General features: G+C 71.9%; 17 protein-coding genes. 9 read left to right on the top strand and 8 right to left on the bottom strand.

From position 1 onward, the window contains the following. Positions 1 to 62: 62 nt before the first annotated feature. The 4 genes from FGW31_RS33870 (at position 63) to FGW31_RS33855 (ending at position 5,269) form a co-directional block, all read left to right on the top strand. Entirely contained in the window at positions 63 to 1,622 is a 1,560-nt protein-coding gene (locus FGW31_RS33870) for a sugar ABC transporter ATP-binding protein (RefSeq protein WP_142197495.1), read from the top strand. Continuing rightward, complete coding sequence (locus FGW31_RS33865) at positions 1,615 to 2,577, top strand: ABC transporter permease (RefSeq protein WP_142197438.1); 963 nt, start codon at positions 1,615 to 1,617, stop codon at positions 2,575 to 2,577. Before FGW31_RS33870 ends, FGW31_RS33865 begins: the two co-directional genes overlap by 8 nt. Beyond that, positions 2,574 to 3,611 carry an ABC transporter permease gene (locus FGW31_RS33860; protein ID WP_142197437.1) on the top strand — a complete coding sequence of 346 codons (1,038 nt, stop codon included), beginning with the start codon at positions 2,574 to 2,576 and terminating at the stop codon, positions 3,609 to 3,611. The genes FGW31_RS33865 and FGW31_RS33860 overlap by 4 nt, the downstream gene beginning before the upstream one ends. Before the next feature lie 146 nt (positions 3,612 to 3,757). After that, positions 3,758 to 5,269: a glycoside hydrolase family 43 protein gene (locus FGW31_RS33855; protein ID WP_142197436.1), complete on the top strand. Its 1,512-nt coding sequence runs from the start codon at positions 3,758 to 3,760 to the stop codon at positions 5,267 to 5,269. A 69-nt stretch (positions 5,270 to 5,338) separates the two neighbouring features. Here FGW31_RS33855 and FGW31_RS33850 read toward each other — a convergent pair whose 3' ends face one another. Further along, positions 5,339 to 8,614, bottom strand: coding sequence for a LamG-like jellyroll fold domain-containing protein (locus tag FGW31_RS33850; RefSeq protein WP_142197435.1), 3,276 nt, complete (start codon positions 8,612 to 8,614; stop codon positions 5,339 to 5,341). Positions 8,615 to 8,978: 364 nt separating this feature from the next. On the opposite strand from FGW31_RS33850, the gene FGW31_RS33845 reads away from it, so the two are divergent. Then, a complete protein-coding gene (locus tag FGW31_RS33845; protein ID WP_142197434.1) occupies positions 8,979 to 10,073 on the top strand; it encodes a glycoside hydrolase family 43 protein in 1,095 nt (364 codons plus the stop codon). A 128-nt stretch (positions 10,074 to 10,201) separates the two neighbouring features. On the opposite strand, the gene FGW31_RS33840 is transcribed toward FGW31_RS33845, so the two are convergent. Both FGW31_RS33840 and FGW31_RS33835 read right to left on the bottom strand, forming a co-directional pair. After that, positions 10,202 to 11,398 (bottom strand): GDSL-type esterase/lipase family protein, encoded by a 1,197-nt coding sequence (locus tag FGW31_RS33840; protein ID WP_142197433.1) that lies wholly within the window; start codon positions 11,396 to 11,398, stop codon positions 10,202 to 10,204. Positions 11,399 to 11,484: 86 nt separating this feature from the next. Further along, positions 11,485 to 12,054, bottom strand: coding sequence for a TetR/AcrR family transcriptional regulator (locus tag FGW31_RS33835; protein ID WP_142197431.1), 570 nt, complete (start codon positions 12,052 to 12,054; stop codon positions 11,485 to 11,487). 117 nt (positions 12,055 to 12,171) lie between these two features. On the opposite strand from FGW31_RS33835, the gene ligA reads away from it, so the two are divergent. Further along, a complete protein-coding gene (ligA, locus tag FGW31_RS33830) occupies positions 12,172 to 14,259 on the top strand; it encodes an NAD-dependent DNA ligase LigA (RefSeq protein WP_182675145.1) in 2,088 nt (695 codons plus the stop codon). Between the two features lie 61 nt (positions 14,260 to 14,320). Here ligA and FGW31_RS33825 read toward each other — a convergent pair whose 3' ends face one another. The 3 genes from FGW31_RS33825 to FGW31_RS33815 form a co-directional block, all read right to left on the bottom strand. After that, entirely contained in the window at positions 14,321 to 15,163 is an 843-nt protein-coding gene (locus FGW31_RS33825; RefSeq protein ID WP_142197429.1) for an NmrA family NAD(P)-binding protein, read from the bottom strand. Positions 15,164 to 15,245: 82 nt separating this feature from the next. Next, positions 15,246 to 16,010 (bottom strand): hypothetical protein, encoded by a 765-nt coding sequence (locus FGW31_RS33820; protein ID WP_142197428.1) that lies wholly within the window; start codon positions 16,008 to 16,010, stop codon positions 15,246 to 15,248. A gap of 262 nt (positions 16,011 to 16,272) precedes the next feature. Next, complete coding sequence (locus tag FGW31_RS33815; RefSeq protein ID WP_142197494.1) at positions 16,273 to 16,731, bottom strand: Lrp/AsnC family transcriptional regulator; 459 nt, start codon at positions 16,729 to 16,731, stop codon at positions 16,273 to 16,275. A gap of 85 nt (positions 16,732 to 16,816) precedes the next feature. Here FGW31_RS33815 and FGW31_RS33810 point away from each other — a divergent pair, with 85 nt between their 5' ends. Next, on the top strand, positions 16,817 to 17,728 hold the full coding sequence (locus FGW31_RS33810; protein ID WP_142197426.1) for an SMP-30/gluconolactonase/LRE family protein: 912 nt from the start codon (positions 16,817 to 16,819) through the stop codon (positions 17,726 to 17,728). A gap of 13 nt (positions 17,729 to 17,741) precedes the next feature. Here the strand turns inward: FGW31_RS33810 and FGW31_RS33805 are convergent, their stop codons facing one another. Both FGW31_RS33805 and FGW31_RS33800 read right to left on the bottom strand, forming a co-directional pair. Continuing rightward, a complete protein-coding gene (locus tag FGW31_RS33805; RefSeq protein WP_142197425.1) occupies positions 17,742 to 18,167 on the bottom strand; it encodes a VOC family protein in 426 nt (141 codons plus the stop codon). 45 nt (positions 18,168 to 18,212) lie between these two features. After that, positions 18,213 to 18,389, bottom strand: coding sequence for a hypothetical protein (locus FGW31_RS33800; protein ID WP_182675147.1), 177 nt, complete (start codon positions 18,387 to 18,389; stop codon positions 18,213 to 18,215). A 589-nt stretch (positions 18,390 to 18,978) separates the two neighbouring features. Between FGW31_RS33800 and FGW31_RS33795 the strand changes: the two genes are divergently transcribed. Then, on the top strand, positions 18,979 to 19,632 hold the full coding sequence (locus FGW31_RS33795; protein ID WP_142197424.1) for a phosphoribosyltransferase: 654 nt from the start codon (positions 18,979 to 18,981) through the stop codon (positions 19,630 to 19,632). Between the two features lie 61 nt (positions 19,633 to 19,693). Then, the gene (locus FGW31_RS33790; RefSeq protein WP_142197423.1) at positions 19,694 to 20,083 is read left to right on the top strand and encodes a RidA family protein; all 390 of its coding nucleotides are present in this window, start codon (positions 19,694 to 19,696) and stop codon (positions 20,081 to 20,083) included. The last annotated feature ends 27 nt before the right edge of the window (positions 20,084 to 20,110 follow it).

Below are 20,110 nucleotides of genomic sequence, written 5' to 3'. Positions count from 1 at the left end.
CCGCGGGGCCCGGTCTCCGGGCCCCCTGTCCGAACGTCACCCTTTTCATGCTGGAGGCACAGGTGGCTCCCCCCGCCGAAGTCCTCGCCGTCCGCGGACTGAGCAAGACCTTCCCCGGCGTCCGGGCCCTGGACGACGTGGACCTGACCCTGCACCCCGGTGAGGTCCACGCCCTGATCGGCGAGAACGGCGCCGGCAAGTCGACCCTCATCAAACTCCTCACGGGTGTGCACCGGCCCGACGCCGGTGACATCGTTTTCCAGGGCAGCGCGGTCTCCTTCGCCACGCCGCTGGACGCGCAGAAGGCCGGGATCTCGACCATCTACCAGGAGGTCAATCTCATCCCGCTGCTGAGCGTGGCCCGCAACCTGTTCCTGGGCCGCGAGCCGCGCAACCGCTTCGGCCTGCTGGACTTCGCCCGCATGCACCGCGAGGCCGAGGAGGCGCTGGGCGCCTACGGCGTCCGGGTGGACGTCCGCCGTCCGCTGCGCACCCTCGGTGTCGGCGCCCAGCAGATGGTCGCCCTGGCGCGTGCCGTGGCGAGCGAGGCGCGGATCGTCATCATGGACGAACCGACCTCCTCGCTCGAACCGCGGGAGGTGGAGACGCTGTTCTCGGTGATCCGCCGGCTCCGCGACGACGGCATCGCCGTCATCTACGTCAGCCACCGGCTCGACGAGCTGTACGCCGTGTGCGACACGGTCACCGTGCTGCGCGACGGCCGGCGCGTGCACCACGGCCGGCTCGCCGACCTCGACCGGCTCTCCCTGGTCTCCACGATGCTGGGCCGGGAACTGGGCGAGGTCCGCTCCGAGGGCCTGACCAAGTTCACCGGCGACCATCACGCCGCCGACACCGACCCCGTCCTCGAGGCACGGGACCTGACGGTGCCGCACCAGTTGCACGGCGTCTCGGTGAGCATCCGCCCCGGCGAGGTCGTCGGCCTGGGCGGACTGCTCGGCTCCGGGCGCACCGAGACGGCGAAGGCCATCTCCGGTGCGCTGGCCACGAGTTCGGGCAGGGTGACGGTGGCCGGGGTGCCGTTGCGCGGCGGTTCGACTCCCGCGGCGATCCGGGCCGGCATCAGCCTGCTGCCGGAGGACCGCAAGAGCGAGGGCATCGTCCCCGGTCTGTCGGTCCGGGAGAACATCTCGCTCGCCGTGCTGCCCCGGCTCTCCCGCTTCGGACTGGTCTCCGAGGCGCGCGTCGACAGCATCGTCGACACGTTCATCGAGCGGCTGCGCATCAAGGCGTCCTCGCCGCAGCAGAAGGTCGGCGAACTGTCCGGCGGCAACCAGCAGAAGGTACTGCTGGCCCGCTGGCTGGCGATGAACCCGAAGGTGCTGCTGCTGGACGAGCCCACCCGGGGCATCGACGTCGGCGCCAAGGCCGAGGTGCAGAAACTCGTGGACGAACTGGCCGCGGACGGCCTGGGCGTCCTGCTCATCTCCTCCGACCTGGAGGAACTGATCGAAGGGTCCGACCGCGTGGTCGTACTGAAGGACGGTGCGGTCGTCGGCGAGCTGACCGGCGACGAGGTCACCGAGGACAAGCTGATGCGGACCATCGCCGGGCACGCCCCGGACCGGGACGCGGTCGAGGAGGCGGCCACCGATGGCTGAAGCCACCCTCAAGACCGTCCCGCTGGATCGGACCCGCGTCCTGCGGTGGCTGCAGACCTACGGCGTCTACGCCGGTGTGGCGCTGCTGCTGGTCGTCAACATCGTCATCACCCCGCACTTCCTGTCCGCGGAGAACTTCCGCACCCAGGCCGTGCAGGTCGCGCCCGTCATCATCGTCGCGCTGGGCATGGCCCTGGTCATCGGGACCGAGGGCGTCGACCTGTCGGTCGGGGCCGTGATGGCCCTGGCGGCGTCCGTGACGGCCCTGTACCTCGGTTACGGCCTGCTGCCGGCCCTGCTGGTGGTGGCGGTGTTCGCGGCCGGTGCGGGGCTGGCCAACGGGGCGCTGGTCGCGTTCGTCGGGGTGCAGCCGATCGTGGCCACACTGGCGCTCATGGTCGGCGGCCGCGGCCTGGCCCTGGTGCTGCTGCCGCAGCTGGAGGACCTGCGCAACCCCGCGCTGGCCTCCCTCGGCTCCGGCGACGTGCTGGGCGTCCCGTACCTGATCCTGATCGCGGCCGTGCTGGCGCTGCTGGTGGCGTTCGTGGTGCGCCGCACCACCTTCGGGCGGCAGCTGCTCGCCATCGGCGACAGCCGTCCCGCCGCGCAGCTCGCCGGCCTGCCGGTGCGCCGGGTGCTGATCGTGGTGTACGTGGTCTGCGCGCTCCTCGCGGCCGTGGCGGGCGTCCTGGCCACGGCCCGGCTCCAGGCCAGCGACCCGACGTCGCTGGGCAACCTGATGGAACTGTCCGCCATCACCGCCGTCGTGGTCGGCGGGACACCGCTGACCGGCGGCCGGGTGAACATCGCCGGCACCGTGGCGGGAGCCGTCCTCATCCAGTTGCTCACCGCCACCCTCATCAAGCACGATCTGCCGCCTTCCTGGACCCAGATCGCGCAGGCCATAGTGATCGTGTGCGCGGTCTACGCGGCACGGGGACGGGGGAAGCGATGACCGTCACGAAGACGGACGCGCGGACGGCCGCGGCGCGCGGCGCGGAGCCGGCGGCGGCCGCCGGGCCCACGGGCCCGGCCCGCTCGGAGCGGCTGACCGCGCTGGTCCAGCAGCACGGCGCGCTGGCGGTGCTGGTGCTCGTCTCGCTGGTGGCGTCGTTCAGCTTCGACTCCTTCGCCACCGGCGACAACATCGGCAACATGGCGACGAGTTCGGCGTTCCTCGCGATCGTCGCGCTCGGCATGACGTTCGTGATCATCACCGGCGGCATCGACCTGTCGGTCGGCTCGCTGTTCGCGCTCGGCGGGGTCCTGGCGGCCTGGGGCTCCCGGCACGGCACGCTGGTGGCGCTGCTGCTGCCGCTGCTGGTGTGCGGGGCCATCGGCGTCGTCAACGGGCTGCTCGTGGCCCGGTCCCGGCTGGCGCCGTTCATCGTCACGCTGGCCGCCATGCTCGGCGCGCGGGGCCTGATGCTGGCCCTGACCGACGAGGGCGCCGACACCTATCTGATCGGCAAGGGCTCGTTCCTCGCGGAGCTCGGCCAGGGCACCACGTTCGGCCTCGGCAACCCGGTGTGGATCACGCTGGCGCTGTTCGTCGCCGGGGCCGTCGTGCTGCGGCGCACGCGCTTCGGGCAGCACGTGTACGCGGTCGGCGGCAACGAGGACGCGGCGGCCCTGATGGGCGCCCCGGTGGCGCGCACCAAGATCCTCGTCTACACGCTGTCCGGGCTGCTGGCCGGACTGGCCGGCGCGCTCAACGCCGCCTGGCTCGCCTCCGGTGTGACCATCCTCGGCAATGGCATGGAACTGGAGGCCATCTCCGCCGTCGTCATCGGCGGCACCCTGCTCACCGGCGGGCTCGGCTACGTCAGCGGGTCACTGGTCGGGGTGCTGCTGCTGAAGGTGATCCAGAACGTCATCAACCAGATCGGCTCGCTGGACTCCTCCTACCAGCAGGTCGTCAGCGGCGCCTTCCTCGCGGTGGTGGTCGTCGCCCAGACCTGGCTGGGCCGCAGACGACAACTGATGTAGAGCTCCGGACGGGGCGGCCGGTCCGCCGGCCCCGCCCCCGTCCGGTACCGGGCGGCCGGTCGCGTGCACCGCGCGACCGGCCGCTCGACGCACGCGCACGTCTCCCACGCCCGAACCCGCCCCCGACCGTTTGGAGTTCTCGGACGATGACTGCCAGAACGACCGGACTCGCCGTCAAGTGCTGCGCCGCGATGCTCGCCGGCGGCCTGTTGACAACGCTGTCACCCTCGGCCGCCCTCGCCGCGCCCGGCATTCCCGACCACACCACCGCCGAGGCCGGCAACCCCTTCGTCGACGGCTGGTACGCCGACCCCGACATCGCGGTGTACGACGGCGCCTACTGGGTGTTCCCCACCACCTCCAGGCCGTACGACGAGCAGACCCACCTCGACGCGTTCTCCTCCACCGACCTGGTGCACTGGACCAAGCACAGCAACGTCCTGACGAAGGCGAGCATCTCCTGGGCGCGGCGCGCGATGTGGGCGCCCGCGCCGATCGAGCGGAACGGCAAGTACTACCTGTACTTCGCCGCCAACGACATCCAGAACGACTCCCAGCTCGGCGGCATCGGCGTGGCCGTCGCCGACCGTCCCGAGGGCCCGTACGAGGACGCCATCGGACGGCCGCTGATCTCGCAGTTCCACAACGGCGCCCAGCCCATCGACCAGGACGTCTTCATCGACGACGACGGCCAGGCGTACATGTACTACGGCGGCTGGGGCCACGCCAACGTGGTCAAGCTCAACCCGGACATGACCAGCCTCGGCACCTTCGCCGACGGGTCGACGTTCAAGGAGATCACCCCGGCCGACTACGTCGAGGGCCCGCAGATGTTCAAGCGGGGCGGGAAGTACTACCTGATGTGGTCGGAGGGCGGCTGGACGGGTCCCGACTACTCCGTCTCGTACGCCGTCTCGGACTCGCCGACCGGTCCGTTCGAGAAGCTCGACAAGGTGCTCGCCCAGGACCCGGCGGTCGCCAAGGGCTCCGGCCACAACTCGGTCGTCAACGTGCCCGGCACCGACATCTGGTACATCTTCTACCACCGCCGCCCGCTCGGCGAGACGGACGGCAACCACCGTCAACTGGCGTACGACCGCATGTACTTCCGGCCCGACGGCACGATCCGGCGCATCGAGATGAAGGTGCGGGACAACTTCGCCGACGGCAACGCGCTGGGCTGGAAGACCTACGGCGGTACCTGGGCGGCGGCCGGCGGCCGCTACCGGGCGGGCCGCTCGCTCGGCGGCAAGGCGCTGCTCGACACGAACTTCGCCGACTTCACCTACGACGCCGACGTCACGCCGGCCGCGGGCCGGGGCGACGCCGGTCTGGTGTTCCGGGCGAGCCGGCCGGGCACGGGCGTCGACCGCTACTCCGGGTACTACGCGGGCATCGGCGGGGACGGCACGGTGGTCCTCGGCCGGGCCGACGACTCCTGGACCCCGCTCGGATCCGCCCGGGTGTCCGTCACTCCCGGCACCTCCCACCGGCTGCGCGTCACGGCCGTCGGCCCGTCCCTCAAGGTGTACGTCGACGACCTCATGACGCCGAAGATCTCGGTCACCGACGACACGTACCGCAGCGGCGCCAACGGCGTCCGGGTCTTCGACACCGCCGCGTCCTTCGACAACGTGGCGGTCTCCCCCGCCTCCTGAACCGGCGCGGTCCCGGCGGGAGGGCGTGACACCCTCCCGCCGGGACCGCCGGTCCGAAAACCTTCGTGGCTACGGCTTCTCCCGGCCGTACAGGGCGCTCACCTCCTCGGCGGTGAGCGCCTTGTCGTAGGCGTGCACCTGGTCGACCGCGCCGTGCCAGAAGTCGGTGTTCCCACCGTTCCACTGGGCGCGGCCGACGGCCAGGGGGCCGGAGCCGACGTAGGCGGGGCCGGCCGCGGAGGTCGCGGCCCGCTTGCCGTCGACGTACAGCGTGATCCGGTCGGTCGCGTCGTCGCGCACGCCGACCAGGTGGTACCAGCGGCCGGTCTCCGGCCGCGTCTCCAGCCGGGCGCGCTGCCCGTCGGGCGTGCTGAAGGCGAAGGCCCCCTGCCCGTACTGCAGGTAGAAGGGGCTGGCCTGGCGGCGTCCGTCCTGGCTGACGGCGGTGGCGTAGTTGCCGGGCAGGGCGTCGAGGGTGACCCAGGCGGAGACGGTGTAGCTGCCGGTGGTGTCGAGCACCGGGCCGTCGGTCTGGGCGTACTGTCCCTGGCCGTCGAACTTCAGGGCGCTGCCGCTGACTCCGCCGGTCCAGGCGGTGCCCTCGGTGACGGTCAGCGGCCTGTCGTTGGGTCCGCTGTCCTCGGCGGTGGTGCCGGCGCCCTCGTCGAGGGCCCAGTGGCCGCCGCCCGTCAGCGGCTCCCGGTCGCCCGCCGCGGCGCCGGCGGCGATGACCTTGCGGTTGATCTCACGCACCGGGACCGGGTCAACCTTGATCTCGCGGCGGTCGTAGGTGTAGAGGCCGTTGAGCTCGTTCTCCAGGTCGGAGATCTGCGTGTAGACCGAGCCGGAGAGTTCGGCGCCCGCCTGGTCGAGGTAGAACTTCTCGGTGTTCTCGACGTACTTGCGGGTCAGCGCCTCCTTGTCGGCGACGCCGCTGTAGATGACGGTCGGCGCGCCCGGCCACATGTGGCCCGGGGTGCGCAGCGTGAAGCCGCCGTGCTCGCCGTCCATGGCCGCCCGGTGGTCCGGGAAGGGCGGGTCCTCGTTGTTGTAGTCGTGGTGGTCGATGATGTCGCCCTTGCCCGAGTCGCCCTTGGAGTTGCAGCAGTTGACTCCGCTGTGGGCGTTGACGATCCGGGACGGGTCGGCGGCCTTCACCGACTCGGCGATCCGGCCGCTCTCCTCGCGGTCCCACTCGCCCCAGCCCTCGTTGAAGACGATCCAGCCGATGACGGCGGGCGAGTTGTGGTGCTGGCGCATCATCTCCCGGCCCTGGTCGACGAACGCCTTCCGTCCGGTCTCGTTGGTGATGTTCCCGGAGACGAAGTCCTGCCAGACCAGCAGTCCCAGCCGGTCCGCGTGGTAGAACCAGCGCGGCGACTCGACCTTGATGTGCTTGCGGACCGCGTTGAAGCCGAGCTTCTTGTGGGCCTGGAGGTCGAACGCCAGGGCCTTGTCGCTCGGCGGGGTGTAGAGGCCGTCGGGCCAGAAGCCCTGGTCGAGAGTGGCGAGGGAGAAGATCGGCTTGCCGTTGAGCACCAGCTTCCGGAATCCGCCGACGTCCTCGATGCCGATCTCGCGCATGCCGAAGTAGCTGCCGACCCGGTCGGTCGACCTGCCGTCGGTCAGCTTGACGTCGAGGTCGTAGAGGTAGGGGTCGTCCGGGCTCCACAGGTGCTGCCCGGCGACGGGCAGACTGAGCGCGCTGTTGGCGGGTCCGCTGACGCGGCCGACGATCCGGCCGCGGGCGTCGCGGGCGACCGCCTCGACCCGGGCGTCCTTCGAGGCGTCGTCGGACTCGACGGTCACGGCCAGGGTGCCGGTGTCGATGTCGGGCGTGGTGACTACGTTGTCAATGGAGGTGTCGGCGACGGGCTCCATCCACACGGTCTGCCAGATGCCGGACGACTGGGTGTAGAAGATGCCGCCGGGGTTGGTGGACTGCTTGCCCATCGGCTGGTCGGCGCCGCCGGTGTCGGTGACCGCGACCACGATCTCCTGCGGACCGCCGTCCTTGAGGGCGTCGGTGACGTCGGCGCTGAAGGCGTTGTAGCCGCCGGTGTGTTCGGCGACCTTCGTGCCGTTGACCCAGACGCGGGCCCGGTAGTCGACGGCGCCGAAGTTGAGCTTGAGCCGCTTGCCGCTCTTGCCGACCTTCCAGCTCTCCGGCACGTTCACGAGCTTGCGGTAGAACATGTGGTCCTCGTGCCGTTCGAGCCCGGAGAGCTGCGACTCCACCGGGAACGGCACGACGATCTTCTCGTCGAGGTCCTTGCCGAAGACCGGCTCCTCGCCGGCCTCGGCGCCGCTGAACTGCCAGGGCCCGTTGAGGTTCTTCCACTGCGCGCGCACCTGCTGCGGGCGCGGGTACTCCGGCAGCGGGTTGTTCCTGTCGAGCTTGTCGCCCCACGGGGTGGTGAGCCGGTGGGTGGAGGTGTTCATGGCGTAGCGGACGACGCGGGGGACGGTCTCGTCGCCGGCCCTGAGGCCGCCTTCGCCGTCGTAGGTCACCCGGACCTGCTGGTTCTTCTGGATCGGCTCCGAGAGCGTGATCAGCAGGGCGTGCGGGTCGTCCTTGGCCACCGCCACCGAACCGATCGGCATGGCCGTCGTGTCGGCCTCGATCCTGAGGTGTTCCCGGACGTTCTCGATGCCGCCGACCGCGTCCTCGAACCGGGCGCGCAGCCGCCGTCCGTCCTCGGCGACGGTGAGCTCGACCGGGAAGACCTCGAAGCCGGCGGGCGGGGTGAACGCGGTGGTCGGGACGAGCTGCTTGGGCATCGTCGGGGTCGACCAGCGCAGGTACATGTTCGACCCGCCGAAGTCCTGGAACATCTCCAGGCGGAAGTCGTGCTTCTCACCGGCGGTCAGTCTGACGGGGACACTGGTCTGTTCCCGGTCCCAGTCCGGCTCCCAGTGGTCGATGACCGGTTCGCCGTCGATGAAGAGCCGGAAGCCGTTGTCGCCGATGGCGTAGAAGGTGTAGTCGCCGGTCTCCGGGGCCTCGATCTGTCCGGTCCAGCGGGCGGTGGTGTGCTCCGTCCGTCCGGTCAGCTCCTGGAAGGTGCTTGTCAGTCCGGAGAAGTTGATCTGCGGTTCCAGCAGGGTGCCGCCGAGTTCGGCGAAGTCCCGGGCGCCCGGGGCCGACATCGTGAAGTACTCGCCCTTGAGGCCGTGCACTTCCACGTCGGACGCCGCGGCCTCGGCGGCCGCGCCGGCGGACGTGCCGGCCGTCGGCACGACGGCCGAGGCGGCGGGTGCCAGTGCGCCCGTGGACAGGGCCAGGGCGGTCACGGTCAGCAGGGCCCACCATCTGGGTCTGGGGCGGGTGAGTTGTCTTGTCATCGAACCTTTCCTCGCGCAGAGGGCATGGGGCCATGGCGAAGCAGGGCGGCCACCGCCTCGGCCCGGGATTCCCTTCCAACGTTGGAAATCCGGTGTGCAGCGGAATGACAACACGCCGTCCGACGACTGTCCAGGCTTCGCGCACAGCTGACGCACCGTCAGAGCGGCTACGCGCGACTCGTGATGCGCCGCACCTGTACGGGACGGCCCGGCACCTGCACCGAGACCGCCGTCGACACCGGCACCTGGCACCGGCAACCCACAACCCGCAGCCGGCGCAGCTATTGACATGTCCAGGGCCAGTCACAATCCTGTGAGGGCTGTTTCATCGATGTAAATCCCGGCGCGGAGGTGACGGAACCCGATGGTCAGACCCGTACAGAGGACGACGACACTCTCCCGCCGCCTGGCGGGCGTCCTCGGTTTCGTCCTGTCCGGCGTGCTCGCCGCCGTGATGACCGTGACGTCCGCCGAGCCCGCCCGCGCAGAGCAGACGTCCCTGCGCGCCGCGGACCCGAGTGTGATCCGCGTCGGAGGCACGTACATCTCGGTGCAGTCGACCGGTGGAGGCATCGCCGTACGCCAGGCGGCGTCGACGTCCGCGCTGGCGTCGGCGACGCCACGCCAGGTCTGGTCGGACACCCGGAACCTCGGTGAGGTCTGGGCTCCGGAGATCGTGATGGACGGCGGCCGCTACTACATCTACTTCACGGCCGGGCGGGGTTCCGCGCACCGGATGTACGCGATCAGCTCGGCCAGCCCCGACAGCGGTTACTCCGCCGAGACCCGGCTGGCCCTGCCGGACGACAAGTGGGCCATCGACGGCACCCTGTTCACGTTCAACGGCCAGCGCTGGTTCGTCTGGTCCGGCTGGGCCGGGGACACCAACGTCGAGCAGAACATCTACATCGCCCGGATGAGCAGCCCGACCACGCCGACCGGCGCGCGGTACATCATCTCGCAGCCCCGGGAGAGCTGGGAGCGGGTGGTGGGCAACCCGTTCATCAACGAGGGCCCGGAACCCATCAAGGACCCGAACGGCCAGTTGCACATCGTGTACTCCGCCAACGGCAGCTGGAGCGACCAGTACTGCCTGGCCGACCTGCGGCTGCGGGCCGGCGGCGACCCGACGTACGTGTGGGACTGGTACAAGTCCAACGGCTGCCTGTTCGGCTCCAACCGGGCGACGATGATGGCCGGCTGGGACCCGACGCTGCACGTCAACGGCCCCGGGCACCACAGCTTCGTGCTGCTGCACGGCGACATCGCCACCAGTCCGCCCGCCGGCCCGAGGTTCCCGCTGATGTTCCACGCGGTGCCGAAGGGGACGCCGTACACATGGGAGAACCGCTACTGGTACACGGGCACCTTCTGCTGGTGGGGGAACACCACCTACAGCCGCGCCAACGTCCCCGGCCCGAACACGGACACCGGCTGGAGCCTGAAGTTCTTCGAGTAGCCGGGAAGCCGGTGCCGTCCACGACCGGCCGTCCGTGAAACGGCCGGTCGCGGCGGCCCGTGGACGAGACGATCCGTCGGTCGCGGCGGCCCGTGGACGATCCGTGGGTCGCGGCCGTCCGCGAACCGTCAGTCGCGGCCGTCCGCGAACGGGCCGTCTCCGGCGAAGACGCGGGCGGCGAAGCGTTCGCCCATGCGGCGGTGGGTGGCCGCGTCGGGGTGCAGCTCGTCGGGCAGCGGCAGCTCCGCCCGGTCCGCCTCGCCGTAGAGCTCCCGGCCGTCGAGGTGGTGCAGGTTCGGGTCGTCGGCCGCCCGCTGTTCGACGATGCGCTTCAGCTCGTCGCGGATGACGGTGAGCGTCAGCCTGCCGTCGGCCTGCGCCGGGGCGTCGCCTGCCGGGGCGAACCGCAGCTGTCCCTCGGCGAGACGGCTGAAGTCGAAGACGGTGGGTCCGGGCGTGTCCTCGTGCATGGGGCACAGGACCGGCGAGACGACGAGGAGCGGCGTGGTGGGGTGGCCGTCGCGGATGGTGTCGAGGAAACCGTGGACGGCGGGTGTGAAGGCGCGCAGCCGCATCAGGTCGGTGTTGACCACGTTGATGCCGATCTTGACGCTGATCAGGTCGGCGGGCGTGTCGCGCATGGCCCGCGCGGTGAACGGGTCCAGCACCGCGCCCCCGGCGAACCCCAGGTTGACCAGGTCGACGCCGCCGAGTGACGCGGCCAGCGCGGGCCAGGTGGTGGTGGGGCTCGCCGCGTCGGAGCCGTGGCTGATGGAACTGCCGTGGTGCAGCCACGTCCTGCGTCCGGAGGAGGGCGCCGGTTCGACGGGGGCGTCGGTGCGCAGCGCCACGAGTTCGGTGGTCTCGTTGTGCGGCAGCCATATCTCCACGGTCTTGTCCCGCTCCGGCAGGCCGGTGAAGCGGAGGGTGGCCACGGCCCCGGTCCGCTGCTCGACCGCTCCCGTGGTCAGGTCGACGACCACGCTGTTGCCGCCGTCGGCGGTGGCCCGGCCCGCCGGGCGCCCGTCGACCAGCAGGTCGTACCGGCCGTCCGGTCGGGGCGGGGCGCCGACGTAGACCCGTTTGGTGGGCAGCGTGTCCAGTTCGACGGCGGTCGCCCCGGTGCGGAAGACGAGGCGTACGCCGGAGGGCTGCGACTCGGCCATGGCGAGCTGGCCGTCGGTGTTCTGGGCGCGGGCCCGCGCGGGCAGGCGGTGCGGCAGGAGGCCGTGCGCGGTGCGTTCCAGGTCGAGGGCGCCGCGCACGAGGTCCGCGGTGACGGGCGTGGTGATCCACCCGGGCGGGGTGGCGGGGGTCGGGGGCATGGGGGTACGTCCTCGGTTCCGGTCGGGGTGGAAGGGGGGGGACGGGGGGTTGCTGCCGGCGTGCCGGCCGCCGGGTGGCTCGCGCGTCAGGAGGAGGGCCAGGTGCGCAGCAGGGCGTCCAGCGCGTCGAGGATGCGCGACCAGGTCTCCTGGGAGTCGGGGGCGCTGTGGCTGAATCCGCCGCCCATCTCGATGCTGACGTAGCCGTGGAAGACGCTGCCCAGCAGCCGGACCGCGTGGGTCTGGTCCGGCTCGGTCAGGTCGTAGCCGCGCAGGAGGGCCCGGGTCATCTGCGCGTGCCGCACACCGGCGCTCCCGGCGGCGTCCTCGGGGCCGAGCCGGTACTGGGCGGCGGCGTAGCGGCCGGGGTGTTCGCGCGCGTAGTCGCGGTAGACGTCCGCGAGGGCGACCAGGGCGTCCTTGCCGGCCCGGCCGGCCAGGGCGTCGGCGGCCCGGTCGGCGAGTTCCTCCAGGGCGAGCAGCGCGATCCGCGTTTTGAGCTCGTGGGAGTTCCTGATGTGGGAGTACAGGCTCGCCACCTTGACGTCGAAGCGCCGGGCGAGTTCGGAGACGGTGACCCGGTCGAACCCGACCTCGTCGGCGAGCTCCGCGCCGGCGCGTGCCAGTCGCTCAGCTGTCAGTCCCGCACGCACCATCATCGTCCTCCCTTTCGACTGTAATGATTATGCGCCAGCCTAAAGCCTTTAGGCAAATGGCATCGATGTGCGGCCGGTCCGGGGCCGTTGTCAGTGGTGGGCGGCAGGATGCGACGCATGACAACTCCTGCAGCAGTGATCGTGGATGCCGCCGCCTACGCTCGGGCGGTCGAGGACGCCGTGAGCGCGGCGGCCGCCTACTACACGGGCGGCACCTCGCCGCTGGACGACGACGCGTACGACCGGCTGGTGCGGGGGATCGCCGACTGGGAGGCCGCCCACCCCGATCGGACACTGCCGCACTCCCCCACCGGGAAGGTCGCCGGTGGCGCCGTGGAGGGCGACGTACCGCACACGGAGCCGATGCTCAGCCTCGACAACGTGTTCTCCGCCGAGGAGTTCACCGCCTGGACGGCGTCCCTGTCCCGCCGTACCGGCCGTGACGCGAGACGCTTCAGCGTGGGCCCCAAGCTGGACGGGCTCGCGATGGCCGCCCGCTACGTCGACGGCCGCCTCACCCGGCTGATCACCCGCGGCGACGGGACGGCCGGGGAGGACGTCTCGCACGCGATCGGCACCGTCGAGGGGCTGCCCGAGAAGCTCGGCGAGCCGGTCACCGTGGAGGTGCGCGGCGAAGTCCTCATGACGGCCGCCCAGTTCGAGCATGCCAACGAGGTGCGCACCGCCCACGGCGGGCAGCCGTTCGCCAACCCGCGCAACGCCGCGGCGGGCACCCTGCGCGCGAAGGAACGCCTGTACACCGTGCCGATGACGTTCTTCGGCTACAGCCTGCTGCCGCTGCCCGGCACCGACGGCGCGCTCGCCGAGCGGCTGAACGAGCTGGCGTACAGCGAGGTGATGGCCCTCACCGCGGACCTCGGTGTGCACACCAGCGCCCGGACCGCCGTCCCGGACGTGGTCGCCGAGACGCCCGAGGACGTCCTGGAGCGGGTGAGGGAGATCGCCGCGTTGCGCGCCGACTTGCCGTTCGGCATCGACGGGATCGTCGTCAAGGCCGACCTCGCCGCCGACCGGCGGGCCGCCGGAAACGGCTCGCGCGCGCCCCGCTGGGCGGTCGCCTACAAGCTGCCGGCCGTGGAGAAGATCACCCGGCTGCTCGAGGTGGAGTGGAACGTGGGCCGCACCGGGATCATCGCGCCGCGCGCCGTCCTCGAACCGGTCGTCATCGACGGCTCCACCATCACCTACGCCACGCTGCACAACCCGGCCGACATCACCCGCCGGGACCTGCGCCTGGGCGACCACGTGATGGTGCACCGGGCCGGTGACGTCATCCCGCGGATCGAGGCACCGGTCGCGCACCTGCGGACCGGTGAGGAGCGGCCCATCGTGTTCCCCGCGCAGTGTCCCCGCTGCGGTTCGGACATCGACACCGGCGAGGAGCGCTGGCGGTGCGCCCAGGGCCGCAACTGCCACCTGGTCGCCTCGCTCGCCTATGCGGCGGGCCGCGACCAGCTGGACATCGAGGGGCTGGGGGCCACCCGCGTCGTCCAGCTCGTCGAGGCGGGCCTGGTCGCCGATCTCGCCGACCTGTTCACCCTCCGGCGCGACCAGTTGCTCGCGCTGGAGCGGATGGGCGAGACCAGTACCGACAACCTGCTCGCCGCGCTCGCGAAGGCCAAGGAGCAGCCGTTGTCGCGGGTGCTGTGCGCGCTGGGTGTGCGGGGCACCGGACGGTCCATGTCACGGCGCATAGCCCGGTACTTCGCGACCATGGACGCCATCCGTGCGGCGGACGCCGACGCGATGCAGCGGGTCGAGGGCATCGGGGCGGAGAAGGCTCCGTCGATCGTCGCCGAGCTGGCCGAACTCGCCCCGCTCATCGACAAGCTGACCGCCGCCGGCGTCAACATGACCGAGCCCGGCGCCACTCCCGCGCCGCCCGCCGGCGCCGCGTCCACCGACGGCGAGGCCGCGGCGCCGGCGGAGGGCGGCCCGCTGGCCGGGATGACGGTGGTGGTGACGGGTGCGATGACCGGAAGCCTGGAGAAGCTCTCCCGCAACGAGATGAACGAACTCGTCGAGCGGGCCGGCGGACGCTCCTCCTCCAGCGTCTCGAAGAAGACCGGCCTGGTGGTCGTGGGCGAGGGTGCCGGATCCAAGCGCGCCAAGGCCGAACAGCTCGGCGTGCGCCTCGCCACGCCGGAGGAGTTCGCCACGATGGTGGCCGCTCTGCTCGGCTGAACCGGACGGCCGGCGCCCTCTGCGGGGGCGCCGGCCCCGGCAGCCCGGAACGTCCGCCGGGTCAGCGGCCCTTCGTGAACGCCGCCGCGTGCTCCGCCGCCCACCGGCCGAAGGTGCGGGCCGGGCGGCCGGTCACCTTCTCGACCGTGTCGAGGACCGTCCGGCCGACCTCCGGCGTGTTGCCGTACGCCTCCAGCAGGAAGCCGATCACGTCCTCGGAGTGCCCGGCCGCCCGCCACTGCGCGACGGCCTGCTCCTCGGTCAGCTCCACCAGTGCGATGTCCCGGCCGCGGGCCGCGGCGATCGCCGCCACCTTGTCGCCGACCGTCAGCAGTTCGGGTCCGGTGATCACGTACTCCTGCCCGGCGTGGCCCTCCTCGGTGAGCGCGACCGCCGCGACCGCCCCGATGTCGCCCTCGTGCACCATGGCACTGAGCCGGGAGACGAACGGCTCACGGACCACGTCCGACGCGACGATGCCGTCGGCCCACTCCAGGGCGTTGGCCATGAACTCGACGGGCATGAGCACCGTCCAGTCCACGCCGTCGTCGGCGCGCACGGCGTCCTCCAGCAGCGACGGCCCGCCGCCGTGCAGCACGGTGACCCGGCGCACGCCCGCCGCCCGGGCAAGCTCCAGGATGCGGGGGCCGGTCTCCAGCGGGGCGAAGAAGGCCCCGCCGAAGGTGATCAGATGGATCCCGGTGACGCCTTCCAGCGCCGGGACCAGGCCCTCGGGGTCGGTCAGATCGCCCTGGGCGACCTCGACGGCAGCGGGGAGGGCGGCCCGTGCCGCGTCCCGGGTGAGGGCCCGTACCGCGTGGCCCCGGTCGAGCAGTTCGGCGACGACCTGGCGGCCGACGGTTCCGGTGGCACCGGTGACGAGGATCTTCTGCGTCTGTGTCATGGCACGACCGTAGGAAGCCTTGCGGTCAGGTTCTGTCCGCGAGCCCGGGCCCGGCGGCGAACCGGGCCCGGGCAGGGGCAGCTCAGTGCGCGTCGTGCGCGGGCAGTGGCGTGTTCTCGGGCACGGCCACGGCGAACTGGCGCTGCCGCCCCAGACGGACGAACTCCTCCTGCTTGCGGTTCGTCGGCCTCAGCTTCATCAGCAGCGGCGGCTCCAGGGTGCGCACATCGACGAGGACGGCCTCGTCCGGCAGCCCGGCGACCACCTCGGCCAGGTCGGGGTCGTCCGTGCCGCGCAGCTCGGCCACCGGAGTGCCATGGACGTCCGCGCGCCCGCCCCACACCGACTCGCAGGGAAACAGGATGTCGAACTCCTCGTCCTCCCAGTCGTACTCCTCCGGGTCGGCCTTCACCCGGTCCGCGTGGGCCAGCGCCTCGCGCGCGTAGTCGACGAGGAACTCCGGGAGCGAACGGGCACAGTAGGCGTAGGTGCTGAAGAAGTCCGCCGACTGGGAGAACACCGCGCCCCACTCGCCGGTCCCGGGGTGCACGTCGACGAAGAAGTGGTCACCGGTGGCGAGGGAGAGCAGCACGCGGCTCTCCTCGCCCGGCCCCCGCATCCACCGGCTTCCGGCCTTGGTCACCCGCGGGTCGAGGTCCAGCCGGTCGTCACCGGCCATGTGGACGGCGCTCACGGCCCGCAGCAGCGTGCGTATGCCGTCCGGCAGACGGGGCTCCGCCTCCGTCAGTTCGGCGTCCGTCATCCCCGGCTCGAGCGTGAACAGGTCCGGCAGCCGCCGCTCCAGCTCCCTCAGTGCCTCGATCGCGTCCTGCGCGGTGACGTCCATCGTCGCCCTCCCTCGTTCCGTGCGGTCCGGGGACGAGCGTACGGAACACCTGTGACACGGGCCGGGCGGGCGGCGCGCCGTCCGCAGCGGTCGCGGAAGCGCCCGCGTGGAGCACGGTCTCGTCGACTGCGGCTCGCCGTGTTCCCGGTCGTGCTCGGGGCGGGCCGGCGCCTCTTCGACACGCCCGGCGCCACGACACCGCTGGCCCTCGTCACCGGCCGTACCGTCGGCGACGGCCTCGCCACGCTCACCTGCCGGCCCGTCAAGGACCGGTGGCCGCGGACCGGCCGACGTCCGGCGGGCGTTCGAAGAAGGTCTCCAGCACCACCGTGGCCCGCGTCCCGCTGACCCCGTCGATCGCGTACAGCCGGCGCAGCACGTCCTGGAGCTGCTCGGTGGTCGCGGTGCGCACCTTCACCAGGACGGTCGCGCTGCCCGCGACGACGTGGGCCTCCTGGATCTCGGGCACGGCGGCGAAGTCCGCGGCCCGGTCGCCCATCCACGCCGTGGAGTCGACCGAGACGAAGGCGAGGACGCCGCGGTCGAGCGCGGTGGGGTCGACGTCGACGGTCGTGGCCCGGATGACGCCCTGGGCACGCAGTTTGCGTACGCGCTCGTGGGCGGCGCCCGCCGACAGTCCGACCGCTCCGCCCAGCGCGGCGTACGACTGCGTCGCGTCCCGCTGGAGCTGCGCGATCAACTGGCGGTCTATGTCATCCAGTTGCTTCATGCCCTGACCGTACCTGGTTCGGCCGCTCGCGTGTTACGTTGCATCACATTCCGATCACTCTCTTCGAGGGGGCACCATGCCCGGCGCCGACGGCCCGTACGAGATCCTGGACGAGCGGTTCCGCACGGGACGCTGCGCGAACGGCGACAGCCGGCTGGAGGTGCTGTACGACGACTGCCGCTGGGCGGAGGGTCCGCTCTACGTGCCGGCCTGGCGCCAGCTGATCTGGTCCGACATTCCCAACGACCGCATCCTGCGCTGGGACGAGGCCACCGGCACGGTGGGTGTCTTCCGCGTCCCGGCCGGGCACAGCAACGGCAACACCCTCGACCGGCAGGGCCGCCTGATCACCTGCGAGCAGGGCAATCGCCGTGTCACCCGCACCGAACCCGACGGGACCGTGACCGTCCTCGCCGACCGGTTCGACGGCAAGCGCCTCAACAGCCCGAACGACTCCGTCGTCCGCTCCGACGGCACCGTCTGGTTCTCCGACCCGGACTTCGGCATCGCCAGTGACTACGAGGGCCATCGCGCCGAGTCCGAGATCGGCGCGTGCAACGTGTACCGGATCGACCCCGTGTCGGGCGACGTGCACCTGGCGGCGGACGGGTTCGCGGGACCGAACGGGGTCATCCTGTCGCCGGACGAGAGGCGGCTCTTCGTCTCCGACTCGCGGGCCGCGAGGATCCACGCGTTCGACATCCGCGAGGACGGCACGCTCTCCGACGGGAAGGTCTTCGCCGAGGGCCGGGGCGACGTCCGTTTCGACAACATCCGCTTCGACGACGAGGGCCGCCTGTGGGCCGCCGCCCTCGACGACGGCGTGCACTGCTACGACCCCGACGGCACCCTCATCGGCCGGCTGCGCGTCCCCGAGCCCGTCTCCAACATCGCCTTCGGCGGCCCCAAGAACAACCGTCTGTTCATCACCGCCACCACCTCCCTGTACTCCCTGGTGATGTCGGTGACCGGCGCTCCGCGGCTGTGACGGCCGCACCGGCTCACACGACGGGTTCACCGACGCCCAGCAGGTTGCCCTCGCTGTCGCGGAACCACGCGCCGCGTTCACCGCGGGCGCCCTTGCTCGGGTAGTTCCCCTCGACCTCGGCGATCCCGTCCCTGGTGCGGAACCCCGGCACGTCGACGTCCTCGAACACCACGCCGCGCCGTTTGAGCTCCGCCACGACGCGTTCGATGTCGTCGACCTCGAACGCCATCTGGGTGAAGGTGCCCGGGGAGGTGCCCGTCGAGCGGAACACCACGAAATCCGCGCCGGCACATCGGTACAGCAGCCCACCGGGCCGTTCGTCGACGGGTTCCAGACCGAGCCGCTCGGCGTAGAAGCGCCGCGCCCGGTCGAGGTCCTGGGCGGGAAGCCTGGTCGCCACGCGTGCCCCGGCCAGAACCCCTTCGTTCTCTGTGGTCATCTCTCCACTGTGCCGTGAACGGTGGAGCCATGCCGCGGTGCACGCCTACGGTGTCAGCCGGTTGGCCCGCGCCTCGAGGTGGCGCCGCTCGGGCAGGCTCGTCGTGCGGCGCGCGGCCGACCGGTGGGCGGACCGGGCGGCCTCGCGGTCACCGGCCGTCTCCGGCAGATGGCCGGTGACCGCGTCCAACCGGTGGCGGCCGGCCGGCCGGCCGTCGGGCACACCATCCGGATGCCGACGGCCAGCGCCAGCTGCCCGGCGTCGCGGAACATGTGGGTGATCAGGGGCATCGTCGACGGTGCCAGTGCCGCCCCGCGATCCCCGGCGCCGCGCGGGCCGCGGCCGGCGTTGCGGGACTGCCCGCGGCCTCCGCCGCGCCGAAGGCGACGGCACCGGTCACAGCAGCTGGCGGCGGCCGACGCGGTCGCCGGGCGTACTCATCCTGATCAGGAACCGGCGAGCATGAACGCGTGGAGGTCCACACTCCACAGCTGCTCGGTGTGTCGGCCCCGAGGTCCGCGCTCAGCCCCGGCAGCAGCAGCAACGCATCGATGGAGACCAGCAGCGTGGGCAGCGCCGGCCCGGCCCACTCCCGACGCCCGGCCCGCCCGGCGCCGGCCTCGGCGGGCGTGCGGTGGTGACGGGCTCTCCGGCGTCCGCCCCGTGCGGGCGCCTCGCACCGGTGGGTCGGAACCGGCCTGCGGTCCTCGGCATCCGGCCGTCGGCGCATCGCGTTCGGGCGGGCGCGGGGAGGTGAGGGGCGGGGCGGGACGGATACCCGGCCACCGGTGGCCGAGGAAGGGAGCGAGCCGTGCGATTCCGAAGCCGCAAGCAGGCCGGCCAGGAGCTGGCCGTCAGGCTGCTGGAGTGGGCGAGCAGCGGCGATCTGGCGAATGTGACGGTACTGGCGCTGCCGCGCGGCGGCGTGCCGGTCGGGGCGGAGATCGCCCGCGCGCTGGCGGTTCCGCTGGACGTGCTGGTCGTCCGCAAGATCGGGGTGCCGGGGTCGCCCGAGGTGGGCATCGGGGCGATCGTCGGCGACGACCCGCCGGTGTTCGACCGTACCGGGCTCCAGGCCATGCACCTGTCCGAGGACAAGCTGGGAACGGACATCGCCCGGGAGCGCGTCGAACTGCACCGGCGTGAGCGGCTGTACCGCGGCGGACGTGCCGCCCCGGACATCAGCGGGCACGGCGTCGTGGTGGTGGACGACGGGCTGGCCACGGGGATCACCGCCCGGGCGGCCCTGCGCCACCTGCGCCGCGGCGGTCCGCTGCGGCTGACGCTGGCGGTGCCGGTCTGCGGCCACGCGACCGCCGCGGCGCTGCGGGACGAGGCCGACGACGTCATCTCGCTGCTCCAGCCGCAGCACCTGCGGTCCGTGGGCGAGTGGTACGAGGACTTCCACCAGGTCACCGACGAGGAGGTGCTGCACGCCCTGCGGGAGCTGCACCCGGCCGGATGAACGTGAGGGCCGGCCGGGCGGGGGTGGACCCGTCCGGCGTTGATCACTTAGCGTGCGGCGCATGACAGAGCGACGCGCGATCCTCAGCGGCTCGACGTTCGAGGAGCAGATCGGTTACGCCCGTGCCGTGGTCGTCGGCGACCAGGTGCACGTGTCCGGCACGACCGGGTTCGACTACAGCACCATGACGATCTCCGACGACGTGGTGGAGCAGGCCGAGCAGTGCCTGCGCACCATAGGCGCAGCGCTCGCCGAGGCAGGGTGCACCTTCGCCGACGTGGTGCGGGTGCGCTACCTGCTGCCCGACCGGGCCGACTTCGAGCCCTGCTGGCCGGTGCTGCGCCGCTGTTTCGGCGAGGTACGGCCGGCGGCGACGATGCTCGTGTGCGGTCTGGCCGATCCCCGTATGAAGATCGAGATCGAGGTGTACGCGCAGCGGCCGACCGGGTGACCTGGGCTCCGGCGGCGGCCGGCGGGA

Origin of the sequence: Streptomyces calvus, from assembly GCF_006782915.1 — a bacterium.
GTDB classification, from domain to species: Bacteria; Actinomycetota; Actinomycetes; order Streptomycetales; family Streptomycetaceae; genus Streptomyces; species Streptomyces calvus.
The sequence above is the reverse complement of the archived record's forward strand: the minus strand, read 5'-3'. Positions and strand labels throughout refer to the sequence as shown.

Bases quoted from the DNA above. Each gene is read 5' to 3' on its own strand.
- FGW31_RS33865 (WP_142197438.1), top strand. From the start codon at position 1,615: ATGGCTGAAGCCACCCTCAAGACCGTCCCGCTGGATCGGACCCGCGTC.
- FGW31_RS33860 (WP_142197437.1), top strand. From the start codon at position 2,574: ATGACCGTCACGAAGACGGACGCGCGGACGGCCGCGGCGCGCGGCGCG.
- FGW31_RS33855 (WP_142197436.1), top strand. From the start codon at position 3,758: ATGACTGCCAGAACGACCGGACTCGCCGTCAAGTGCTGCGCCGCGATG.
- FGW31_RS33850 (WP_142197435.1), bottom strand. From the start codon at position 8,614: ATGACAAGACAACTCACCCGCCCCAGACCCAGATGGTGGGCCCTGCTG.
- FGW31_RS33845 (WP_142197434.1), top strand. From the start codon at position 8,979: ATGGTCAGACCCGTACAGAGGACGACGACACTCTCCCGCCGCCTGGCG.
- FGW31_RS33840 (WP_142197433.1), bottom strand. From the start codon at position 11,398: ATGCCCCCGACCCCCGCCACCCCGCCCGGGTGGATCACCACGCCCGTC.
- FGW31_RS33835 (WP_142197431.1), bottom strand. From the start codon at position 12,054: ATGGTGCGTGCGGGACTGACAGCTGAGCGACTGGCACGCGCCGGCGCG.
- ligA (WP_182675145.1), top strand. From the start codon at position 12,172: ATGACAACTCCTGCAGCAGTGATCGTGGATGCCGCCGCCTACGCTCGG.
- FGW31_RS33825 (WP_142197429.1), bottom strand. From the start codon at position 15,163: ATGACACAGACGCAGAAGATCCTCGTCACCGGTGCCACCGGAACCGTC.
- FGW31_RS33820 (WP_142197428.1), bottom strand. From the start codon at position 16,010: ATGGACGTCACCGCGCAGGACGCGATCGAGGCACTGAGGGAGCTGGAG.
- FGW31_RS33810 (WP_142197426.1), top strand. From the start codon at position 16,817: ATGCCCGGCGCCGACGGCCCGTACGAGATCCTGGACGAGCGGTTCCGC.
- FGW31_RS33805 (WP_142197425.1), bottom strand. From the start codon at position 18,167: ATGACCACAGAGAACGAAGGGGTTCTGGCCGGGGCACGCGTGGCGACC.
- FGW31_RS33790 (WP_142197423.1), top strand. From the start codon at position 19,694: ATGACAGAGCGACGCGCGATCCTCAGCGGCTCGACGTTCGAGGAGCAG.